Below are 19170 nucleotides of genomic sequence, written 5' to 3'. Positions count from 1 at the left end.
CTGAAGTGTCCATTTTGGGCATGAATATCCCGCGCTGGGTTTCTCGGACTCCCATAAAGTCACTGCTTGTGACGGGTCCACGGAACCGACTGTGGATAACTTGTGGATATGGCTATTCTGTCGGACCTGCCTGACATCGTGGGATGCACCAGGCGGACCTTATAGCCACACTGCGCTTTACGGGCCGCCAGGAAGTACACCCTGCAGCGGTACACAAATGGAGGACGGCTTTGTCAGTTACGCACTTGGACTCAATCGAGGGCTCACGCGCTTCGGACTCGAGCCGGAAACCTCCGCAGGACATCCCTGCTGAACAGTCGGTGCTCGGCGGCATGATGCTCTCCAAGGACGCCATCGCCGACGTAGTCGAAATCGTCCGTGGGCACGACTTCTACCGTCCAGCACACGAGACCATCTACGAGTCCATTATTGATCTCTACGGCCGTGGCGAACCTGCCGACGCCGTCACCGTCTCAGATGAACTGACCAAACGTGGTGAGATCAACCGGATCGGCGGTCCGGCCTACCTCCACGAGCTCATCCAGACTGTCCCCACCGCGGCCAACGCCGGCTACTATGCCGAGATCGTTGCGGAACGCGCAGTGCTGCGCCGCTTGGTCAATGCCGGCACCAAGATCGTCCAGATGGGCTACGGGCAGGACGGCGAAGTGGAAGACCTCGTCAACCAGGCCCAGGCCGAGGTGTACGCGGTAGCTGAGAAGCGGACTGCCGAGGACTACGTGGCGTTGAAGGACGTCATGGAATCCACTGTGGATGAGATTGAAGCGTCTGGTCACCGCGGCGAAGGCATGACGGGCGTTCCTACCGGCTTCTACGAGCTGGACGAGTTGACGCACGGACTCCACCCCGGCCAGATGATTGTTATCGCGGCCCGTCCTGCCGTGGGTAAGTCCACGTTCGCACTGGACTTTGCCCGATCCGCGGCCATCAAGAACAACCTGGCCACGGTTATGTTCTCCCTGGAAATGGGCCGGAACGAGATCGCCATGCGTCTTCTCTCCGCAGAAGCGACCATTGGACTGCAGGATCTGCGCAAGGGCACCATCAAGGACGAGCAGTGGTCCAAAATCGCCACCACCATGGGCCGCATGAACGATGCTCCGCTGTTTATTGACGACAGCCCCAACATGTCCCTCATGGAAATCCGTGCCAAGTGCCGCCGCTTGAAGCAGCAGCACGACCTCAAACTCGTGATCCTCGACTACCTCCAGCTCATGAGCTCCGGTAAAAAAGTTGAATCCCGCCAGCAGGAAGTCTCCGAGTTCTCCCGCGCCCTGAAGCTGCTTGCCAAGGAGCTGCAGGTTCCCGTCATCGCACTGTCACAGCTGAACCGTGGTTCCGAGCAGCGCCAGGACAAGCGCCCCATGGTGTCGGACCTCCGTGAATCCGGCTCCATCGAGCAGGACGCCGACATGGTCATCCTGCTCCATCGCGAAGATGTCTACGACAAGGAATCGCCCCGCGCCGGGGAGGCAGACATTCTCATCGCCAAGCACCGTAACGGTCCCACCAAGGACATAGTGGTTGCCTTCCAGGGCCACTACTCACGCTTTGCCAACATGGCTGGCGAAACAGGTGCCGGTGGTGGCGGCTTCTAGCCGACTGCGTGGCCTGGCCTGGATAGAGGAACCGGGACAGTAGGGTTGTTTGGTCCGCATCCGCGGGCGCATCACGGAGATTATTGGGGGAATAAGTGAAGAAGAATTTGTTGCTCGGATTTGCGGGATCGGCGCTGGTAGCCATGGCTCTGACGGCATGCGGTGGCGGTACCGCGGCACCAGCATCGGCCCCGCCGAGCGAGACTGCGATAGCAACGCCGACCCCCGCTAAGCAGTACACCAATGAAGAGCTCGTGGAATTTGCCAAACAGATCAAGGCTGCCGATGGCAGCACCCGTGCTGCAGTTTCCGGTCAAGAGTTGGTAGCTCAGTACGATCCCCTCCGGGAGCTGACTCAAGCGGCCATTGAACCGACAACTTGCAAGGATCTGGGCACGCTCGGCGTGTACCAGCCCATCGTGGGGTCGACGTCTGCAGGCACCGTCCGGGCCAAAACCGGCGATTTCATGACCGCTGTGGCATTGACCTCCGGCGTGGAACGCGATGTCCTGCAGGCGAGCTTGGACACAAGCAAGTCCCAGGTAGAGGCATGCGGGAGAATGACAATCTCTGCCGAGGGGCAATCGATAACCGCTACCACCGAGAAGGTGGAAGGCATAGGCTCCGTACCCGGAACGGTGAGTTTCAAGACCGTTATGGCCTTCCCTGACGGAAGAACAGGGACGCTATTCACTGCACATGCGATCAAGGACGGTGTGCTGATCTCCGCCACAGCATCCGGCAATAACGGCGAAGCAGGTGGGCCGGAAGCAGCCGGTGCACTCTTGGATCAAGCCGCAGCGCTCATCAAGTAGTTACAAGCAAAGGGCTCTACTGGCGCTGACTCGTCCGCCGGTAGAGCCCTCTTTGGTTTCCCTATTGAGCGGCCAGATCCAGGGCCTCCGCCAGGCTCTCGTAGGTCTCCTCAATTTCACCTCTACGGCTGGTAATTGTGGTGGCAGTTGAACGGGCATCAAGGCCGATGGTGAGGTCCTCATACATCGACTCCAACAGGCGCGAACCTCCACCTTGTTCCACAATGGCGGTTACGCGGGCGTGCCAGGGATCGTGGCCGTCCGCGCGTGCGTAGAACCTTGCAACTGAGGCCTCGCGGCTGTCCATCAGGACGATTTCCCTAAACCCGGCGCCCGCCTCTTCCGCAACACTACGGAACAACAACACTTCATCTCCGGAGTCGAGATACTGCGGCATGATCACGGTGTGCCCAGCCGTCAGATGCGTAGTGGCCATGCTGAGCGCTATGGGACGCACCAGGTTCCCGGCAGCTTGGAAGTCCTCCTCCCAGCCTCCGATCATGCAGCGAACCTTATCGACGTCCAGGTTGAGGACACCGGGATGGCCATCCGCGTACATTCCGGCGAGGGTCGATTTTCCGATTCCGGGCGGGCCGTTCAGCAGGATCAGTTCAGCCATCGAGTGTCCTGTCGCTTGAAGCGCATGGTGATAAACATGCCTGACACTCTAGGCCAACCCGAGGGCTGGGCGTTCGGTTTCGACTGGCTGGTACGGCTGGGCTGGTTCAGCCGAGCAACAGGTAGAAAATCACGGCAAGGCCTGGGAAGAGTGCCTGCCCTAAAGCGCTGAGCAGCAGGCGCTTTTCCGTAACCCACAGCCAGAAACCCAAAAAAACGTGGCTCGCACAGCAAAAAAGGACGATAGCTGCCCCGCTGGCTGGGTTACCGGAGTTCACCATCCACAATCCCACGGCCGTGCCGACCCCGAAGGTTACGTTGTAGGCGCCAACGTTCATTGCCCACATGCGAACGGCGCGGACATCATCAGGTTCGATCAGAAATATCCGGTGCAGACGCTGATCACCGTGCCGGAAGATCTCCATCAGGCCGACGCTGATCAGTGCCAGAGCCGTAGCGCCGGCCAAAACCTGACTCAGTAGATTCATGAGCGCGTCCTCCAGGCGGAAGCCAGAACACCCAAATGCCTGTTCGTGGAGAATACGCCGCAGGTGCAACGCCTTCAAGAGGTGCACTCGGCACGTCGTTGCGGGTCTGGGTATAGGGTAAGTCGTCATGGCGTTGAGACTTGTTCAGGTGAATTTCAAAGCACGGGATAACTCAGCTCTCGGGCAGTTTTGGGCGGAAGCCCTCGGGTGGAGTGTTTCCAGTGAGGGACCCGGTGTGACCAACGTTGAACCCCTGGGTTTCACATGGCCGGACCCCTCAGCTGTCTGCGTTGACGTTGTGACAGTTCCGGATCCGGAGACGGTGAAATATCGCGCGCACCTCGATCTCGCTACCACTTCCGCAGCTCATCAAAAGGAGCTGGTGGCGCGGCTCAAAGAGCTCGGCGCTACACCGGCCGATGTAGGCCAGGGAGATGTGCCCTGGACGGTCTTGGCGGATCCCGAGGGGAACCTGTTTTGCGTTCTGGAACCCCGGCCGATCTACCAGGACACAGGACCCATCGCCACTGTGGTGGTCAACTGCACCGATCCGCGGGCCATGGCCGACTTCTGGAGTGAGGCGATGGATTGGACTCTGCACGAAGTGAACGATGACCATGCGAGGCTGCGTTCGTCCGAGGGGGTCGGGCCATATCTGGAGTTGCTGCGCACGTCAGACCCCGACACGCTGCCGAACCGTATCCACCTCGACCTGATGCCGTACCCCGGTGATGATCAAGACGCTGAAGTGGTCCGGCTACATACACTGGGCGCGGCTAACATCGACATCGGCCAGGGCGATGTGCCGTGGCGTTGCCTCACAGACCCCGAAGGCAACGAGTTCTGCGTCCTGACGCCGGGCTGACAACATGGCTCGTAACCACGTCCGCACCAAGCGGCTGTTAGCTGCCTGATGCCTTCAACAGGTGATCCGGGAGCCGGTTTCCCGGTGCCCGCCCACGGATTTCCAAGAGTTCACGGGCGTGGGCGTGCAGCTTCTTGTCCTCCTCGGATACTGGAACCCAGGAAGGAATCGGTACAGCAGTCCCTGTTTCGTCGCGCGCCACCATCACCGTGAGGCAGTACGTGGTCAGGTTCATTTCGCGGGTCTTGGGATCGCCGGAGCGTACGTGGACCGCAATGTGCATGCCCTTGGCGCCGGTGTAGACGAGACGCGCCTCTACCTCGACGACGTGGCCAATCAGCAGGGGCCGGTAGAAACGGACGCCCCCGGAGAACACAGCCACGGTGTCCTTGCCGCAGTATCGGGAGGCGCAAACGTACGCTGCTTCGTCGATCCACTTCATCACGATGCCACCGTGGACCTTGCCGCCCCAGTTGACGTCAGTGGGGGACGCCATAAACCGCAGCACAACACGCTCGGCGGTTCCGGCGTCGGTGTAGTCCTGGGCGTTCATCGCGTTGACGATCTGCTCGCGGACCTCGATGCGGGCCAAGGCGTGGTCGCGCTGCTCGACCTCTTGGGGCGTGGACGGCTCAAACTGGGGGACAGGAATTGGCTTGCCGTCGGGTCCCACCGCTACGAAAATCACCATGCACTGGCTATGCATTGTCTCCGGCCCGCCCTTGGGATCGCGGGAGCTGACCACCGTGTGGATGTGCATCGAGGAGCGGCCGGTGTAGACGATGGTGGAGGTCACTTCCACCATGTCGCCGCTGTTCACGGGATCCGTGAAGTGGATGTTGCCCACGTACGCCGTGACGCAGTACGACTTAGACCAGCCAACTGCTGCTGCGTACGCGGCCTTATCCACCCACTCAAGGACGGTGCCGGCGTCGACTGACCCGCTGTGGCCTACGTCCATGGGAGCAGCGAGGAAACGGAGAGTCACTGAATTGGCGGCGTCATCGCTCATGCTTGGAATCTTACTGTCGCCAGGTTTCTGTTACGTGACTAAGTCCGACTACCCGCGCTGAATGCCGAGGGTGGCAATCAGGTCCTCATGGAGTTCGAACCAAACCCGGTGGAAGGAATCCCGGTCGGTAGCTGTCAGCCAGGCTGTGTCCTGGACAGCGTGCTTGAGTGCTCCCAACAGGCGCCCGGAGTAGCCCTCGAACCGAGGCAGCAAAACGCTCAGCTGTGGTTCGAGTAGACGCCAGGACGCCAAGGCGCCTATCAGGACGTCCACGGCGCCTTCATCCGCCGGAGATTGCAACTGGATGGCACTGCACGCGCCCACGACGCCGGTGTTGACCTCGGCGAAATTGTCGTGCACCGCCAACACCGCGTCTCGTGCACCGGCGTGGTCCAGTTCATCGGCCAGCAGCCGCTCGTTCTCAATTCTCCCGAGACTCGACAGCGACCAGCCGCTGGCCCCCGCGAAGGTGCTGTGCGAAACAAAGCCGTTCACGCCGGCGTCGATGAGCTGCGACTCCACCAAATCGGGGTCTTGCGAGAATCGAGCCGCTACCGCCTGGGTCTCAGCGAAACCGAGGAGGCGGACCGCATGCAGGGTGAGGAGTGTCATTCGGTATCCATCAGGGTGATTGTTCCCTGGGACCCGTCAATGGCCAGGGGGCCGCCGTCGGCGAGAAGGTGCAGCGCATCCCGTACACCCAGTACGGCAGGGATCCCGAACTCCCGTGCAACGATCGCGGCGTGCGACAACATTCCACCGGTTTCCGTGACCACCGCCGATGCCATTCCGAACAGAGGCGTCCACGCGGGGTCGGTGGTACGGCAGACCAAAACATCCCCGGACTGGAAGCGCGTGAACTCGTCGGGGCCGTGAATAAGCCGGGCAGTGCCGCGGGCTGTACCAGTGCTGGCGCCGACGCCGGTGAGGATGGTCGTCATCAGGCTATTTCTACTACAGATAACCCTGCCCCGGCACCAATTACTGAAGCGGCAGCCGAGCTGGCTGAGGCGCCGCAGTCCTGCACGCTCTCTCACATCCCGGCCCTTAAAGACCGATGCTCTCTCACTTTCTTGAAGGAAGTGAGAGAGCCATCGGCTGAAGGGCTTGTTATCCGCGAGAGCGTCGGGGGGTGGTGGGGCGCTACGCGAGGACGCGGAGTTTCGATCCCGAACGGCCGAACAGTGCGGCGTCGGCAGAAAGCCTGCCCGCACCCGCCAGTGCCAGGGCCAGAGCTGCGCCTGCGAAGAGCAGTACAAGCTCGTATCCGCCGTTGCCGACGAAAACCCCGGCCGGCGCGTGCACCAGGAACAGCGCGCCGAGCATGTTGACGGCCAGCAAGGCTGCGAAGACGCGGGTCAGGAGGCCGATGATCAGGGCAATGCCACCCACGAGTTCGAGGGTTGCGACGATCGGTGCTACTGCCGATGCGGCCGGGACTCCCATCTGCGTGAAGGAGGCCTGGGTTCCGGCGATAGTGAATTCGTTGAACTTCTGCCAACCGTGCGCGGCGAAGAGAAATCCCGCGATGACGCGCAGGATGGTCAGGGCTGTGGTGGTCAAGCTGGACTTGTTCATACCTTCAACCATTCCCGAGGAAACTTGAAGTGTCAACCAAATATGGCTCTTTATGACCTAAATCCCAGCTACCGGGCTTACGTCCGGCGTCTGCTGCGCGGCTTCGCCTGAAGCCAAGGCTGCAGCAGTCGGGTAGTGATCGGCAGGAAGATGTAGGTCATCAGCGGGGTCAGGATCACGATGTTCAGCAGCACCGCGAACACCAGCGGCCAGTCCTGAGTCAACGGGTGCAACAGGAAATTGGCCAACAGGCTGAGCGGGAAGAACGGCAGGAAGATGCTGATGGCCTGCTTCCAGCGGGGCGGCACAACTGTCTCGGGCACAACCACCGAAACGTCTCCGGGCCGGGAGAACCATCCTTCGATCCCCGTGTGGCGCTCCACCCGGGTGGTCTCCATCATGTCCCTGGCACTATCGATCCACCAGCGACGCTCCTCGGAGTCCTCCCACTCCTGCAGCGAATCGGCGTCTGCGAAGCGGTAAAGCATGTGCCATTCAGTGGAATTCACCCCATTGCGTACCCATCCGGATCCCAGATATCCAGGCCATTCGCGGGCGAGTTCCTGTCCGGCGTGGGCCCAGGCATTGGCCTGCCGGGTATAGCCGGGAAGGATAGTGCGGGCGACGGAAACGGTGACGGGATGCTCATGTGACACGGCCCAAATGTACCCGGCCCGCGGCGGACTAGGCTTGTTTAGTGCCCCAAACCACAACTGCCCCCGCCCGCTCCAACGCCCGCGAGATCCTGCGGCTGGCCGTCCCGGCCTTCGGTGCGCTCATCGCCGAGCCACTGTTCCTGCTGGCTGACTCGGCCATTGTGGGGCACCTGGGCGTCGACCAGCTTGCCGGTGTGGGACTCGCGTCCACCATCCTGCACACCGCCGTGGGGCTGATGGTCTTCCTGGCATATTCGACGACGCCGGCGGTCGCCCGAGCGATTGGCGACGGTAAGTTGGGGAAGGCTTTGGCAGCAGGGCGCGACGGCGTCTGGCTGGCTCTGCTGCTTGGGCTGGCGCTCGCTGTGGTTGGTTTTGTAGCGGCCGAACCGTTGGTTGGCTTCATGGGGGCTACCGGAGACGTCCAGCAATTCGCCGTCGACTATCTGCGATGGTCCATGCCTGGCTTGGCCGCCATGCTCCTCATCTTCGCCGGCACGGGTGTCCTTCGGGGGCTCCAGGACACCCGGACGCCGCTTGTTGTGGCAACCGGGGGCTTTGCCGTGAACATCGTCCTCAACCTGTTCTTCGTCTATGGGTTGAACATGTCCGTGGCGGGTTCCGCCATCGGCACAAGCATCGCGCAGTGGGCCATGGCTGCCGTGTACTTGGTAATGGTCAGCCGGAATGCGCGGCAACACGGGGTGTCCTTGAAGCCCGACTGGCACGGTATCCGGGCCATGACCAAGGTGGGTTCGTGGCTCATGCTGCGTACGCTGAGCCTCCGCCTCGCCATCCTTGCGACTGTTTTGGTGGTGACTGCGCAGGGTGCCGTAAATCTGGCCGCGCACCAGTTGGCCATGACCATCTTCTCTTTCCTTGCCTTTGCCCTGGATGCGCTGGCGATTGCCGCGCAAGCCCTGATCGGCAAGGAACTTGGCGCCCGGAACGCCCAACGCGCCCGTGAATTGACCCGCACTATGATTCGCTGGGGCCTCGGATTCGGCGTGATCACCGGCGTTCTCCTGGCGATCGTGGCCCCGTGGGCCGGCTACCTCTTCACGTCCGACTCCGGTGTCCGATCAGCCCTGACCATCGCGCTCTGGGTCCTCGCCGTGGGACAGCCACTCGCCGGTTATGTCTTCGTCCTGGACGGTGTCCTTATCGGTGCAGGCGACGCACGCTACCTGGCGATTGCCGGCGTCGTAAATTTGGTGGTCTACTTGCCGTTGCTGGTGGCAATCCACCAGACAAGGCCCGACGGCGAGGCGGGGCTGCTGTGGTTGTGGGCCGCGTTTGCGCTGGGCTACATGCTGGCCCGAGGTGTGACTTTGGGGCTGCGCGCGCGGACCGATCGGTGGATGGTGCTGGGTTCGCACTAAACTGGACGGGTGACTCTCCCAGCGATTCCTGCCCAGACTCCTTCTGCTCCCGCGGACGTACTCTGGAAACCCGTGCTGATCCGTGCCACGGTTGCACTGCTGTTCGGCGCGGTCACCATCTTCTGGGCTTCGCCGTCCGTGCACGTCCTGGCGTGGGCTGTGGGGCTGTATTTGCTCGCGACTGCAGGTGCTGTGTGGATGTCCCGGGCTTTGCCTGTGGCGGTTCCGCTGGTTGTTGCGCTCGGAGGCATCGGCGCGTTGGTCACGCAGTCTGACGCGGGTGTTGCCCTCTCGGCCATGTTTGCACTGCTGGTGCTGGGCCTCCTTGAGTTCGTCCACGGTCTCCGGAAGCGGGACGAGTTGGCGCGTGATTGGCTCATTTCGGGCGTTATCGCCGTGGGCACTGCTGTGATGCTGCCGTTCTTCACTTCGCTGGGCGCACATGCGCTGCTGGGCGTGGCCGGTGGTGGGGCCATCATTTCCGGCGTGCTGTGGATCCTCTCAGGGTTGACGCTGAGGCACGATGCCAAGTCCGGGGCCGGCGGCCCTTCCCGAACCGCTGCGCCCGGCGCTTCGCCCGAGGCCGTAAACTAGTAGCTGGACGTTCTACTCTTTGTAGAACTTTTGCTGACCGGCGGATACGAACCGCCATCATTGGAGGAATGACCGTGGCAGACCAGACACCAGGAGAACCGCGCAAGATGCGGACCTCGGTCAAGGGACCCCTCATGTTCTCCGCGTTCTTCGCAGTACTGGCCTTCGTTGCCGTGCTCATTTTCGCCTCCGGCGGCAGCGCACGCGCGCCACGTTTCGACCTCGCCTTCACGGGAGCCGGCATCGCATTCATCGTGAGCCTCGTTGTGGCGGCCATGCTGTCCATGAGCCACAAGGAGAATGCTGACCACCTCGGCAAAGGCTCCGGCGTCAACCTCAGCTCCAAGCGGCCCGGCCACGGCGGCCCGGGTGCCCCGGATTCTGAGACTGAAACGCCCGACGCCGGCCACTGACCTCCAGGGTTCAACGCTCCACTTCCGTAGAGCTGGCCTCGAGCGGACGGATGCCGACTAGTTCCTGGTGTTGCGACGGTTCCGTACGAACAGGAGTCCTGCGCCGACGACCAGGAGTGCTCCGGCTGCGTAGAGCAGGCCGGTTCCGACGCCACCGGTGAGGGGCAGTTCGAAACCGCCGTTGGACGGGATGTTCTTGACGCTCAGGTCAACACCGACTGTGGTGCTGGCGGAGTTGATCAGGAAGGAAATCGGCTCGGCGAGCAGTTCGTATCCTGCCGGGGCGGTGGTCTCGACCAGGTAGTAGGTGCGGTAGTCAGCCGAGCCCGGTGCAACAGCTGCGCCATCTGCCCAGTCCGAGTAGCGCAGACCGGAGATGGTCAGGGTGCCGTCGGCGGCGACGGTGAAGACGCTTTGGCCGTTCAGTGCGACCGGGTTGGTGCCGGCAAGGGCGTCGGCTTCGTTGGTGTAGACCGAGAAGGAAGCGCCGGCAAGGGCTGTGCCGTTCTCGTTGACCTTCTGCAGGGTCATTTCGCCCCACTTGGTCACGACCGGAGGCGTCACGATCGGGCCGCCGGGCTGGCCCGGGGTGATGGTGAAGCTGGAAAGGTTCGGGTAAACGAGAGCTTCGTTTTCGATTTCACCGATGGTGTTGACCGTGGTGCTAACAACGACCTGAACGCGGGTGGCGTTGCGTGCGGCAAGAACGTCACGGCCGGCCTCCGTGAAGACGATGGAGACCGTGTTCGTCGCGGCGTCGAAGACGACGTTGTAGTGGGTGCCTTCGGTGATGACGGTGCCATCGACCAGGGTGGCGGTGGCGCCGACGTAGCTCAACTTGGGATCGAGTGCGTCCACGATCTTGTAACCATCGATGACGGCTTCGTTGGGGATGTCACCTGTGATGGTGAAGTCGATCTGGTCGCCCAGCTTCACGTCGGGGGCATCCGTGACGGTCTTTTCTGCACCGGCAATGGAGTTCTTCGGGTAGACGTGAACGTCGTAGATCCAGTTGTCCTGGTTGTCCGGGTCGGTCAACGGAACCGATACCAGGAACGGAGCTGCAGGAGTAACACCGGCGGGGTAGTTGGTCTCGGTGACCAGGTACAGGCCCACGGGAAGGTTGGCGAACGCTGCGGTGCCGTCAGCGGCGGTGGTCTGAGCCTGCCCCGCACCCAAGGTGTACCCGGCGCCGGTGATGGAACCTTCCGGATCGGCGGGGGCGAAGACACTGCTCAGGTTATGCGCTGCGTCCCAACCGGCGTTGGTCGACAGGTCAATGGTGTTGACCTGCTGAATCGTGAACTCGATGCCACCCAACGGCGTCAACCCGGAAGTGTCGGGTGCTGCCATGGCGACAGCGTCCCCGGCCCCAAAGTTGTTCCCGCCGCCATTGATCGGGGGTCGCGGTGGTTTCTCAAATTTGTGGATAGTAATGGAACCCGTCTGGCCCGCGTCAACCACGGGGGCGGCAGACGCCGGGGCAACGGAGAAAGACATTGCCAAGACCGCTCCGGCAATCGCTGTGGTGACGGTGCGTGTACGCTCGAACTTTTTCCGCATGGAATTCCTATCCCTGACGCGCTGGCGGGCCGCCCTCGTCGAGGGTTGCCCGAATGTCCTTGCTTAGGGATAGGTGACGTCAATACGGGATTCGTGATGCAAAACGAGGCGTGAATCTAGTCACACTGGGATTGAGCGTGCGACGTTGCCGCCAGAGTAAGCGGCGCGCCGGCCTTTATCACTCGCCCTCGGCGGCCTTCCGCGCGCGATACGCAGCAACGTGGGCGCGGTTAGCGCAGTTCCCTGTATCGCAGTAGAGCTTGGAGCGGTTGCGGCTGAGGTCCAGCACGACGGCGTCGCAGTCGTCCGCCGCGCACACGCGCATGCGGTCCATTTCCTTGCTGCGGATGACGTCGATGATGGCCATGGCAGCTTCGGTTCTCATTCGGACTGCCAGCGGTGCTTCCGGGGTGGTGGCGTGGAGGTGCCAGTCCCAGTGGTCGTGTTTCACCAGTTGCGGGAGTGCCTTTGCATCGGCAAGCAGTTTGTTGACGGACTTGGCTGCCGTGTCCTCGTCAGCGCTCCAAAGAGCCGCCAGTTCGCTCCGGAGGCGCTTGATGCTGCTCAGTTCCGCAGGGGTGTTCACCCGTGATCCGGTGAACTCTTCAGCTTCCAGGAAGGAATCGAGGTCTTCCATTGTGACCAGCGATTCCGCGCCGTTGGCGGCCGTATTGATCAGATTGACGACGCTACGAAGGGCTACCTCGGTGTCAGGCGCAAAAAGCACTTTGACTCCTTACATGTTTCGAGAGTACTGTCATGACCATAAGCCCACTTTACTCCTGACAGGAGGCTGCTGTGTCAGCTCCAACGACGAAGGCTGATGCAAAGAGTTTCCTGGCATCAGGACTCGGCATCGCACTCTTTTCTTCCGCCGTTTTCGGCACGTCCGGCTCGTTTGCCAAGTCGATGCTTGAAACCGGCTGGTCACCCGGCGCCGCTGTTGCCGTGCGCCTCACTGGTGCTGCACTGATATTGGTGATCCCCGCCGTCGTGGTTCTCCGCGGCCGGTGGCATCAACTCAAGGACAACTGGCTCACCATCCTGCTGTTCGGACTCATCGGAGTTGCGGGGTGCCAGCTCTTTTACTTCAATGCCGTGGCCCGATTGTCCGTGGGCGTCGCGCTGCTGCTTGAGTATCTGGCTCCGGTGATGATTGTCCTCTGGCTCTGGATCGCCAGCCGACGGCGGCCCCGTGCGCTCACTGCTTCCGGCGCCCTGTTGTCCCTGGGCGGACTGGTCCTGGTGCTTGATCTGACAGGTGCCGTGAAGGTGGACTTCATTGGTGTCCTTTGGGGTATGGCCGCCGCCGTCTGCCTGGTGATCTACTTCTTCATCACAGCCAAGGAGAATGACAGCCTCCCTCCGCTGGTGCTCGCTTCCGGGGGTCTCTTAGTGGGCGCGCTGGTCATGTGGCTCGTCGGGTTGCTGGGACTGCTGCCCATGACTTTCAGTGTCGAGGACACAACGTTGGGGCCGTGGACCACTCCATGGTGGGTTTCCGTCGTCGGACTCATCATCCTGGCCACAGTGCTCGCGTACGTTTCCGGCATCATGGCTGCCCGCAGCCTGGGCTCGAAGGTAGCGTCCTTCGTGTCTCTCACCGAAGTGCTGTTCGCCGTGATCTGGGCATGGCTGCTCCTGGGGGAACTCCCCGGCCCCATTCAGCTGCTGGGCGGCCTCCTCATTGTGGGCGGCGTGGTCCTGGTCCGGGTCGATGAGCTGCGGGGAGATCGCAGGGCGGCCGTTACTGCCCAAGAAGCGGCCCGCGTTCTTGATCACCCGAACGACGTGGAACCCGTCCCCTCCGGACATGTCACCAAGGCGCCCCGCAGCTAAGCCACGGAACTCCCGGGTTTATTCGAAGTCCCTGCCATACAACGGTGGTACGGGCGAACAACACCGGGAGCCATGCCCTTAACAGCGAAACCCCGGACGCTGATGCGTCCGGGGTTTTCCCAACTGTCTTAGTTGGAAGCCTGCTGCTGCTGCTCAGCGTTCTTCTGAGCGCGATCGCCGGCTTCGCGAAGTGCGTCGGCAACCTTCTTCAGGTTGGAAGCGTGCTGGCTGTCCCACTCGCCGCGGAACTTGTCAGCGTCCGGGCCCTTCCAGTCGGTGCCGTCAAGTGCGCCCTTGAGCTGTGAACGCTGCTGCTCGATGTTCTCAGCACCGGCCTTCAGCTTGTTACCGAGCTGACGAAGCTGATCAACATCTGCACCCCAAATAGCCATGAGATTCTCCTTCATTTTTCGGACCCGAGCTCTTCGGCATCCCCAACGGCCTCCGGCTCATCCGGAAGATCCAATAACTAAAACCTATCCCGGGAATCCAAAAACCGTCGATGGGCACCCCTCCCCATGTAGCACTGCCCATAGTTAGCATGGGGTTATGTGCCGCAATATCAGGACCCTGCATAACTTCGAACCGCACGCTACGAGCGCCGAAGTGGAGGCCGCTGCCCTGCAATATGTGCGCAAAATCAGCGGATCCACCAAGCCCTCCAAAGCCAACGAGGAAGCCTTCGCGGAGGCAGTCCACGAGATCGCGCACATTACGCAGCATCTCTTGGACTCCTTGGTGAGCCACGGCCCAGCGAAGAACCGAGACGAGGAAGCTGCGAAAGCGAAGGCCCGGGCTGCGGTCCGCTTCGGAACCGCGTAGCCCAGGCCACAACTGCCAGTCAGTTGGGTCTACTTCCCGAACGAGCGCAGCCTCAGCGAGTTCGCAACTACCAGCACGGAGCTGGCTGCCATGGCTGCGCCGGCGATCATCGGGTTCAGGAATCCAAGTGCTGCCACCGGGATGCCGATCGCGTTGTAGAAGAACGCCCAGAACAGGTTGGTCTTGATGGTGGACAGTGTCTTGCGGGACAGCTCAATTGCCTGCACCAGCTGACCCAGATCACTGCCCATCACGGTCAGGTCAGAAGCTTCGATGGCAACGTCCGTTCCCGAACCCATCGCGATACCAAGGTCCGACTGCGCCAAAGCCGCGGCGTCGTTGACGCCATCACCTGCCATGGCCACCGTGGCGCCGGACGCTTGGAGCTTCCTGACCGCCTCAACTTTCCCCTCCGGCAGTACGCCGGCGAACACGTCGTCCGGTGAAATCCCGACGGCGGCAGCCACTTGGGCGGCTACTGCAGCGTTATCGCCGGTCAGGAGGATGGGGCGGATTCCCATGTCCTTCAATTTTTGTATCGCCGCTGCGGAACCGGGCTTGATGGTGTCCCTCAGGCTGACGATTCCTGCAGCCTGACCGTCCACTGCAACCCAGATAGCTGTAGCGCCGCCGTTTTCTTCTGACGCCAAGGCTTCCCGTTGGCTTGAATCGAGCGCGATGCCGTTCTCCTCGAGCCAGCCCGAGCGTCCGACAACCAAAGTCCTTGAGGCGCCGTCTACTGCAACGGTTCCCCTCACGCCGCCGCCGGGAGCGGAACTGAAACCGGCAACACCAGGCAGGGTGCCGGCGTCGGACATGGCATCCTTTGCCGCGGCAGCAATCGCGTGGGCGATCGGATGCTCAGAGGCCGATTCAACAGCTCCCGCCAGTGTTAGGACGGCGGCCGGGGCGTAGCCGTTGAGGCCCACAGTGTGGTCCACAGCGAGCTTGCCGCTGGTGACGGTGCCCGTCTTGTCCAGCAGGATGGTGTCCACATGGCGGGTGTCCTCAAGAACCTGGGGGCCTTTGATGAGGATGCCCAGTTGAGCTCCGCGGCCCGTCCCTGTCAGCAGCCCGACGGGAGTTGCCAGGCCCAAGGCGCAGGGGCAGGCGATCACCAGCACGGCAACGGCTGCCGTGAAGGCCGCGTTGAGGTCGCCCGAGATAAACAGCCAAAGGATAAACGTGAGCACGGCAATCACCAGCACGATCGGAACGAAGACGGAGCTGATCCTGTCCGCGAGCCTCGCAATGGGTGCCTTGCCCGTCTGTGCCTGGCTGACCAAGCGCCCCATCTGAGCGAGCGTCGTGTCGGAGCCCACGCGGGTGGCCCGGACCAGCAGGCGACCGGAGGTGTTGATCGTAGCGCCCGTCACCAGGCTGCCCGGTCCAACCTCCACCGGCACCGATTCGCCGGTGACCAGTGAGGCGTCGACGGCGGAAGCACCGTCCGTGACTACGCCGTCAGTGGCAATTTTCTCCCCCGGGCGGACAACAATGACGTCATCTACGAGGAGTTGATCGGCAGGAATCTTCTGCTCCACGCCCTCCACGAGGATCGTTGCATCCTTGGCACCCAGGTTGAGCAGCGCCTTGAGCGCGTTGCCGGCTTTGGCCTTCGCGTTCGCTTCAAGGTAGCGGCCCAGAAGCAGGAACGTTGTGACCACTGCAGCAACCTCGAAGTACAGGCCGCCCCCGGACATGTTTTCCATGCCGGGGTGTTCAGTCATGCGTGGATCCACAAAGAGTTGCCAGGCCGAGTAGAGGTAAGCAGCGATGACGCCAAGGGAAACGAGCGTGTCCATGGTGGAGGCGAAGTGCCGGGCATTGATGGCGGCTGCCCTGTGGAAGGGCCAGGCCGCCCAGCTCACCACCGGTAGGGCCATCGCGCCCACAACCCATCCCCAGTTGGCGAACTGCAGGGCCGGGATCATCGAGATCGCGAACACCGGAATGGTTAGCAGTGCTGCGACGATCAGGCGTGGGCGCAGGGTTGATGCTGCCGGACCGTGAGCCATGTGATCTGTGTGTCCGTGGTCGTCTGTCCCGGCGTCGCCGGTGCCGTGCGCGGCGCCACTGGTGCCATGCTCTGCATGCTCGGTCGTGCCACCCCACGAGCTCCCTAACCTCGCAAGCTCGGCCAGGGAACCCTGCTCGCGTGGGCCCACCTTAGACGCATGCTGCCGCATGTCACCGGCGGCGCCGCGCGGGGCGGTTTCCGGCTCCAGTACAGCGTCGCCATGCTCATGGGGTTTTTTAGTAGGAGCGTGTCCGTGGCCCTCGTGAGCCTGAAGGTCATTGGTGTGTTCGTGGTTGGTTTGGGGTTCGGGGGAGTGGGGCTTGCGGGTGTGCGGCGCGGGGGCTTGGCGGACGGTGGCTTTGTATCCCGTCGCGTTGACGGTGTCTACAATCTGCTGATCTGTCACGGTTGCCGGGACGGTGACGTGGGCTGATTCGAGGGGCAGGTTGACGCTGGCCTCCACGCCCTCGAGCTTGCCCAGTTTTCGTTCCACTCGATTGACGCACGAGGCGCAGGTCATGCCCTCGATGTCCAGCTCGATGACCCTGTGTGCGGGTTGGTTGAAAGTCTCCTGGCTACTCAAGAGGACTCCTAAGCTTCGTTGGCTACCACCAGGTAGCCGGCTTCTGCCACGGCCTCGCCGATTTCAGACGGCGAGAGCTCCTTGGTTGATGTGATGGTCACAGTGGACAGGCCACCTGGGTTGAGGTCCACGGCCACGTTTTCGACGCCGCTGAGTGACTCAATTTCTTCGCTGACACTGGAGACGCAGTGGCCGCAGGTCATGCCCGAAACGTTGACGTTGGTCTGGATGGTCTGGCTCATGGCGCTCTCCTTGGTGATGAGTTGAATGGTGTGGTGGTTGTTGGCGGAATTACCGCAGCAGGCGCCCGATGGCATCGGTGGCCTCCTTTACTTTGGCGTCGATCTGTTCGGCGCGGGCTTCGGGGTTGGGCTCGGAGGCGGCACCCACGACGCAGTGGCCGATGTGCTCCTCTACGAGTCCCAGACTGACTGCATGGAGGGCCTTAGTGGCAGCTGCTACCTGGGTGAGGATGTCGATGCAGTACTTGTCATCCTCCACCATCCGCGCGATACCTCGGACTTGCCCTTCAATCCGTTTCAAGCGTTTGAGGTAGGCATCCTTGTTGCTGGTGTACCCGTGGGGTGCGGCGTGCTCCAGATCCACCTCGATGATGGGTGCATCCGGATGGCTCATGCTCAGGTCTGGCGTGCTCATAAGTCGAAAGTATACCCATGGCGGGTATCCCGTCAAGTACCCCCAGGGGGTATGGGTGTCGCTCGGGGTGGATCACGCGCGTGCCAAGCCGAGTGCCCGTGGCTACGATGAGTTCCTCACCCGGATTCACAGGTGACAGCACCCACGTCCTGAATTGAAACGGGGAATGATGGCGGTTTTCGTACTGATTCACGGTGGTGGTTCCACCGCATGGGACTGGCATCTGGTCAGCCCGCTGCTTGAAGCATCCGGCCATGGCGTCGTGGCAGTTGACCTGCCCATCGAAGACAACGACGCCGGACTTGAGGACTATACCTACGCGGTGACGCAAGCAGTTGGCGATGCTGAGCACACCATCGTGGTGGGGCACTCGCTGGGTGGCTTCACGGCACCGTTGGTGTGCGACGAACTCCACTCCGACGGCCTGGTGTATCTCTCAGCCATGATTCCGATGCCGGGCGAGACCTTTGGCGACTGGTGGATCAACACCGGGCATGACCGGGAGACGATCCCCGATGACGCTTTCTTCAATCTTGTGCCTGCTGAGTTGGCTCGTGAAGCCACCGAGAGGGAACGGGACCAGCAAGGCGCTTGGATGTCAGGGCCGTGGCCCGGCCGTCATCCCGAAGTTCCCACCTTGGCGATTTTGTGCCGGGATGACCAGTTTTTCCCAGCGCCCTTCATGAGGAGACAGGTACAACAGCGGCTTGGAATTGAACCCGTCGAGATCCCAGGGGGCCACTACGTTACCCTGAGCCATCCGGACGCTGTGGCGGCAGTCCTCACCGATTTTGCTGAACGGACCGCCAGGGAACGCCGAGGAACCGGTTAGGCAGGATCGATGTCGGTTCGCTTTGCCCGGACAACGTCCTTTGCGTCGGTGACATCCGACGGCTGGGGAGCAGGCACGAAAAATGCAAGGGGCGGTGCGGCGGCACTGCAGTCCAGATCCGGAAGTGTAACGACGCTGCTGATCCGTTGCTGCCCTCCCTGGAGTTGTTCCATCCGGAACATCACGCCGGAGGCACTCAGTTCATCCGGCACGTCACCAGTTTCGGATGCCCAACGCACCAAGCAACCGTGCACCTCGGCAGTGCCGGGAACCGGGCCCGGCTGGACCTTCAGAGGGAGGAAAGGATCAGGTCCCGGGCGGATGTCCGGGCGACGTTTCTGTGCGATGTCGTTCAACGGAGGCCTGGAAATGCGGACGCGGACTTCCAGGCCAGTGGTCTCCACCAGCTCGGGCAGGGTGAAGTCCGTAATATTCTGTGCCACAGCCTGCGCCTCGAGGGATTTGCGGGCCGCCATGACCCACGGGTCAGCCTCTATGGGCCCGCTCGGCGCAGTTCCTTGCCATTCAACGGCCGGATAAGGAGGTGCGGGTCTCTTTTCCTCCCGGCATGCCGAGAGTCCGCCGGATACGGTCACCAGCAACAGCGATGCAGCAACAGCCTTGAAATACCGCGGCCGGGATGTCCTCGCGTCGCCCATGGTCAACCACCTTTGTTTGCGTTTTTTCGCCTGTCGAATCTATCACGGGCGCTTCAAGGCACAGGCAGTGGCCGCGGGTGCCAGCACGACGGCGGGTGGTTGGCTGACCTGTTCAGCCCGGGGGGCGGTGGGTTGCCAGCCCGAACCGTAGTCGG

General features: G+C 62.0%; 23 protein-coding genes. 9 read left to right on the top strand and 14 right to left on the bottom strand.

Annotation, left to right across the window (positions count from 1 at the left end):
* Positions 1-230 precede the first annotated feature (230 nt).
* Together dnaB and ACZ881_RS16970 are read left to right on the top strand one after the other, a co-directional pair.
* Positions 231-1619 (top strand): replicative DNA helicase, encoded by a 1389-nt coding sequence (dnaB, locus tag ACZ881_RS16975; protein ID WP_017197290.1) that lies wholly within the window; start codon positions 231-233, stop codon positions 1617-1619.
* Between the two features lie 95 nt (positions 1620-1714).
* Entirely contained in the window at positions 1715-2434 is a 720-nt protein-coding gene (locus tag ACZ881_RS16970) for a hypothetical protein (RefSeq protein WP_476117210.1), read from the top strand.
* A 61-nt stretch (positions 2435-2495) separates the two neighbouring features.
* Here ACZ881_RS16970 and ACZ881_RS16965 read toward each other — a convergent pair whose 3' ends face one another.
* The gene (locus ACZ881_RS16965) at positions 2496-3053 is read right to left on the bottom strand and encodes a P-loop nucleotide/nucleoside kinase family protein (protein ID WP_476117208.1); all 558 of its coding nucleotides are present in this window, start codon (positions 3051-3053) and stop codon (positions 2496-2498) included.
* A gap of 106 nt (positions 3054-3159) precedes the next feature.
* Complete coding sequence (locus ACZ881_RS16960; RefSeq protein ID WP_476117206.1) at positions 3160-3618, bottom strand: DUF1304 family protein; 459 nt, start codon at positions 3616-3618, stop codon at positions 3160-3162.
* A gap of 49 nt (positions 3619-3667) precedes the next feature.
* Between ACZ881_RS16960 and ACZ881_RS16955 the strand changes: the two genes are divergently transcribed.
* Complete coding sequence (locus ACZ881_RS16955; RefSeq protein ID WP_476117204.1) at positions 3668-4405, top strand: VOC family protein; 738 nt, start codon at positions 3668-3670, stop codon at positions 4403-4405.
* Between the two features lie 37 nt (positions 4406-4442).
* On the opposite strand, the gene ACZ881_RS16950 is transcribed toward ACZ881_RS16955, so the two are convergent.
* The 5 genes from ACZ881_RS16950 to ACZ881_RS16930 form a co-directional block, all read right to left on the bottom strand.
* Entirely contained in the window at positions 4443-5417 is a 975-nt protein-coding gene (locus tag ACZ881_RS16950; RefSeq protein WP_091464110.1) for an acyl-CoA thioesterase, read from the bottom strand.
* A 48-nt stretch (positions 5418-5465) separates the two neighbouring features.
* Positions 5466-6029 (bottom strand): hypothetical protein, encoded by a 564-nt coding sequence (locus ACZ881_RS16945; RefSeq protein WP_476117202.1) that lies wholly within the window; start codon positions 6027-6029, stop codon positions 5466-5468.
* Positions 6026-6358 carry a PEP-utilizing enzyme gene (locus tag ACZ881_RS16940; RefSeq protein WP_476117200.1) on the bottom strand — a complete coding sequence of 111 codons (333 nt, stop codon included), beginning with the start codon at positions 6356-6358 and terminating at the stop codon, positions 6026-6028. Before ACZ881_RS16940 ends, ACZ881_RS16945 begins: the two co-directional genes overlap by 4 nt.
* A gap of 202 nt (positions 6359-6560) precedes the next feature.
* Positions 6561-6995 carry a DoxX family protein gene (locus ACZ881_RS16935; protein ID WP_178994563.1) on the bottom strand — a complete coding sequence of 145 codons (435 nt, stop codon included), beginning with the start codon at positions 6993-6995 and terminating at the stop codon, positions 6561-6563.
* A 77-nt stretch (positions 6996-7072) separates the two neighbouring features.
* Entirely contained in the window at positions 7073-7651 is a 579-nt protein-coding gene (locus tag ACZ881_RS16930) for an antibiotic biosynthesis monooxygenase (RefSeq protein WP_364308541.1), read from the bottom strand.
* A gap of 41 nt (positions 7652-7692) precedes the next feature.
* Between ACZ881_RS16930 and ACZ881_RS16925 the strand changes: the two genes are divergently transcribed.
* The 3 genes from ACZ881_RS16925 to ACZ881_RS16915 all read left to right on the top strand — a co-directional run bounded on the left by ACZ881_RS16925 (position 7693) and on the right by ACZ881_RS16915 (position 10040).
* The gene (locus tag ACZ881_RS16925) at positions 7693-9033 is read left to right on the top strand and encodes an MATE family efflux transporter (protein ID WP_476117198.1); all 1341 of its coding nucleotides are present in this window, start codon (positions 7693-7695) and stop codon (positions 9031-9033) included.
* A gap of 9 nt (positions 9034-9042) precedes the next feature.
* Positions 9043-9627 carry a DUF308 domain-containing protein gene (locus ACZ881_RS16920; RefSeq protein WP_476117196.1) on the top strand — a complete coding sequence of 195 codons (585 nt, stop codon included), beginning with the start codon at positions 9043-9045 and terminating at the stop codon, positions 9625-9627.
* Between the two features lie 68 nt (positions 9628-9695).
* Positions 9696-10040 carry a hypothetical protein gene (locus tag ACZ881_RS16915; protein ID WP_091464094.1) on the top strand — a complete coding sequence of 115 codons (345 nt, stop codon included), beginning with the start codon at positions 9696-9698 and terminating at the stop codon, positions 10038-10040.
* Positions 10041-10097: 57 nt separating this feature from the next.
* On the opposite strand, the gene ACZ881_RS16910 is transcribed toward ACZ881_RS16915, so the two are convergent.
* Both ACZ881_RS16910 and ACZ881_RS16905 read right to left on the bottom strand, forming a co-directional pair.
* Complete coding sequence (locus tag ACZ881_RS16910) at positions 10098-11603, bottom strand: SpaH/EbpB family LPXTG-anchored major pilin (protein ID WP_476117194.1); 1506 nt, start codon at positions 11601-11603, stop codon at positions 10098-10100.
* Positions 11604-11781: 178 nt separating this feature from the next.
* Positions 11782-12330 carry a CGNR zinc finger domain-containing protein gene (locus tag ACZ881_RS16905; RefSeq protein WP_476117192.1) on the bottom strand — a complete coding sequence of 183 codons (549 nt, stop codon included), beginning with the start codon at positions 12328-12330 and terminating at the stop codon, positions 11782-11784.
* A gap of 71 nt (positions 12331-12401) precedes the next feature.
* On the opposite strand from ACZ881_RS16905, the gene ACZ881_RS16900 reads away from it, so the two are divergent.
* Positions 12402-13442, top strand: a complete 1041-nt coding sequence (locus ACZ881_RS16900; RefSeq protein WP_476117190.1) for an EamA family transporter — start codon at positions 12402-12404, stop codon at positions 13440-13442.
* Between the two features lie 128 nt (positions 13443-13570).
* Here ACZ881_RS16900 and ACZ881_RS16895 read toward each other — a convergent pair whose 3' ends face one another.
* Positions 13571-13834 (bottom strand): WXG100 family type VII secretion target, encoded by a 264-nt coding sequence (locus tag ACZ881_RS16895; RefSeq protein ID WP_011776688.1) that lies wholly within the window; start codon positions 13832-13834, stop codon positions 13571-13573.
* Positions 13835-13991: 157 nt separating this feature from the next.
* Here ACZ881_RS16895 and ACZ881_RS16890 point away from each other — a divergent pair, with 157 nt between their 5' ends.
* Positions 13992-14264 carry a DUF2277 domain-containing protein gene (locus tag ACZ881_RS16890; RefSeq protein WP_011776687.1) on the top strand — a complete coding sequence of 91 codons (273 nt, stop codon included), beginning with the start codon at positions 13992-13994 and terminating at the stop codon, positions 14262-14264.
* A 29-nt stretch (positions 14265-14293) separates the two neighbouring features.
* Here ACZ881_RS16890 and ACZ881_RS16885 read toward each other — a convergent pair whose 3' ends face one another.
* The 3 genes from ACZ881_RS16885 to ACZ881_RS16875 are packed head-to-tail and all read right to left on the bottom strand — an operon-like array spanning position 14294 to position 17524.
* Positions 14294-16867 carry a heavy metal translocating P-type ATPase gene (locus ACZ881_RS16885; protein ID WP_476117187.1) on the bottom strand — a complete coding sequence of 858 codons (2574 nt, stop codon included), beginning with the start codon at positions 16865-16867 and terminating at the stop codon, positions 14294-14296.
* A gap of 8 nt (positions 16868-16875) precedes the next feature.
* Positions 16876-17109 (bottom strand): heavy-metal-associated domain-containing protein, encoded by a 234-nt coding sequence (locus tag ACZ881_RS16880; protein ID WP_043471595.1) that lies wholly within the window; start codon positions 17107-17109, stop codon positions 16876-16878.
* Between the two features lie 49 nt (positions 17110-17158).
* A complete protein-coding gene (locus tag ACZ881_RS16875; RefSeq protein ID WP_014923270.1) occupies positions 17159-17524 on the bottom strand; it encodes a metal-sensitive transcriptional regulator in 366 nt (121 codons plus the stop codon).
* A gap of 166 nt (positions 17525-17690) precedes the next feature.
* Between ACZ881_RS16875 and ACZ881_RS16870 the strand changes: the two genes are divergently transcribed.
* Positions 17691-18356, top strand: coding sequence for an alpha/beta fold hydrolase (locus ACZ881_RS16870; RefSeq protein WP_476117184.1), 666 nt, complete (start codon positions 17691-17693; stop codon positions 18354-18356).
* Here ACZ881_RS16870 and ACZ881_RS16865 read toward each other — a convergent pair.
* Positions 18353-19015, bottom strand: a complete 663-nt coding sequence (locus ACZ881_RS16865; RefSeq protein ID WP_476117183.1) for a hypothetical protein — start codon at positions 19013-19015, stop codon at positions 18353-18355. The genes ACZ881_RS16870 and ACZ881_RS16865 overlap by 4 nt on opposite strands.
* Between the last annotated feature and the right edge of the window lie 155 nt (positions 19016-19170).

The organism is Paenarthrobacter sp. TE3676, from assembly GCF_056279165.1.
Note: the sequence above shows the minus strand (reverse complement) of the source record. Positions and strands in the feature narration are given on the sequence as shown.

Coding starts and splice junctions, on each gene's coding strand:
- ACZ881_RS16910 (WP_476117194.1), bottom strand. CDS start 11,603: ATGCGGAAAAAGTTCGAGCGTACACGCACCGTCACCACAGCGATTGCC.
- ACZ881_RS16890 (WP_011776687.1), top strand. CDS start 13,992: ATGTGCCGCAATATCAGGACCCTGCATAACTTCGAACCGCACGCTACG.
- ACZ881_RS16875 (WP_014923270.1), bottom strand. CDS start 17,524: ATGAGCACGCCAGACCTGAGCATGAGCCATCCGGATGCACCCATCATC.
- ACZ881_RS16955 (WP_476117204.1), top strand. CDS start 3,668: ATGGCGTTGAGACTTGTTCAGGTGAATTTCAAAGCACGGGATAACTCA.
- ACZ881_RS16940 (WP_476117200.1), bottom strand. CDS start 6,358: ATGACGACCATCCTCACCGGCGTCGGCGCCAGCACTGGTACAGCCCGC.
- ACZ881_RS16935 (WP_178994563.1), bottom strand. CDS start 6,995: ATGAACAAGTCCAGCTTGACCACCACAGCCCTGACCATCCTGCGCGTC.
- ACZ881_RS16870 (WP_476117184.1), top strand. CDS start 17,691: ATGATGGCGGTTTTCGTACTGATTCACGGTGGTGGTTCCACCGCATGG.
- ACZ881_RS16915 (WP_091464094.1), top strand. CDS start 9,696: ATGACCGTGGCAGACCAGACACCAGGAGAACCGCGCAAGATGCGGACC.
- ACZ881_RS16945 (WP_476117202.1), bottom strand. CDS start 6,029: ATGACACTCCTCACCCTGCATGCGGTCCGCCTCCTCGGTTTCGCTGAG.
- ACZ881_RS16895 (WP_011776688.1), bottom strand. CDS start 13,834: ATGGCTATTTGGGGTGCAGATGTTGATCAGCTTCGTCAGCTCGGTAAC.
- ACZ881_RS16880 (WP_043471595.1), bottom strand. CDS start 17,109: ATGAGCCAGACCATCCAGACCAACGTCAACGTTTCGGGCATGACCTGC.
- ACZ881_RS16965 (WP_476117208.1), bottom strand. CDS start 3,053: ATGGCTGAACTGATCCTGCTGAACGGCCCGCCCGGAATCGGAAAATCG.
- ACZ881_RS16865 (WP_476117183.1), bottom strand. CDS start 19,015: ATGGGCGACGCGAGGACATCCCGGCCGCGGTATTTCAAGGCTGTTGCT.
- ACZ881_RS16950 (WP_091464110.1), bottom strand. CDS start 5,417: ATGAGCGATGACGCCGCCAATTCAGTGACTCTCCGTTTCCTCGCTGCT.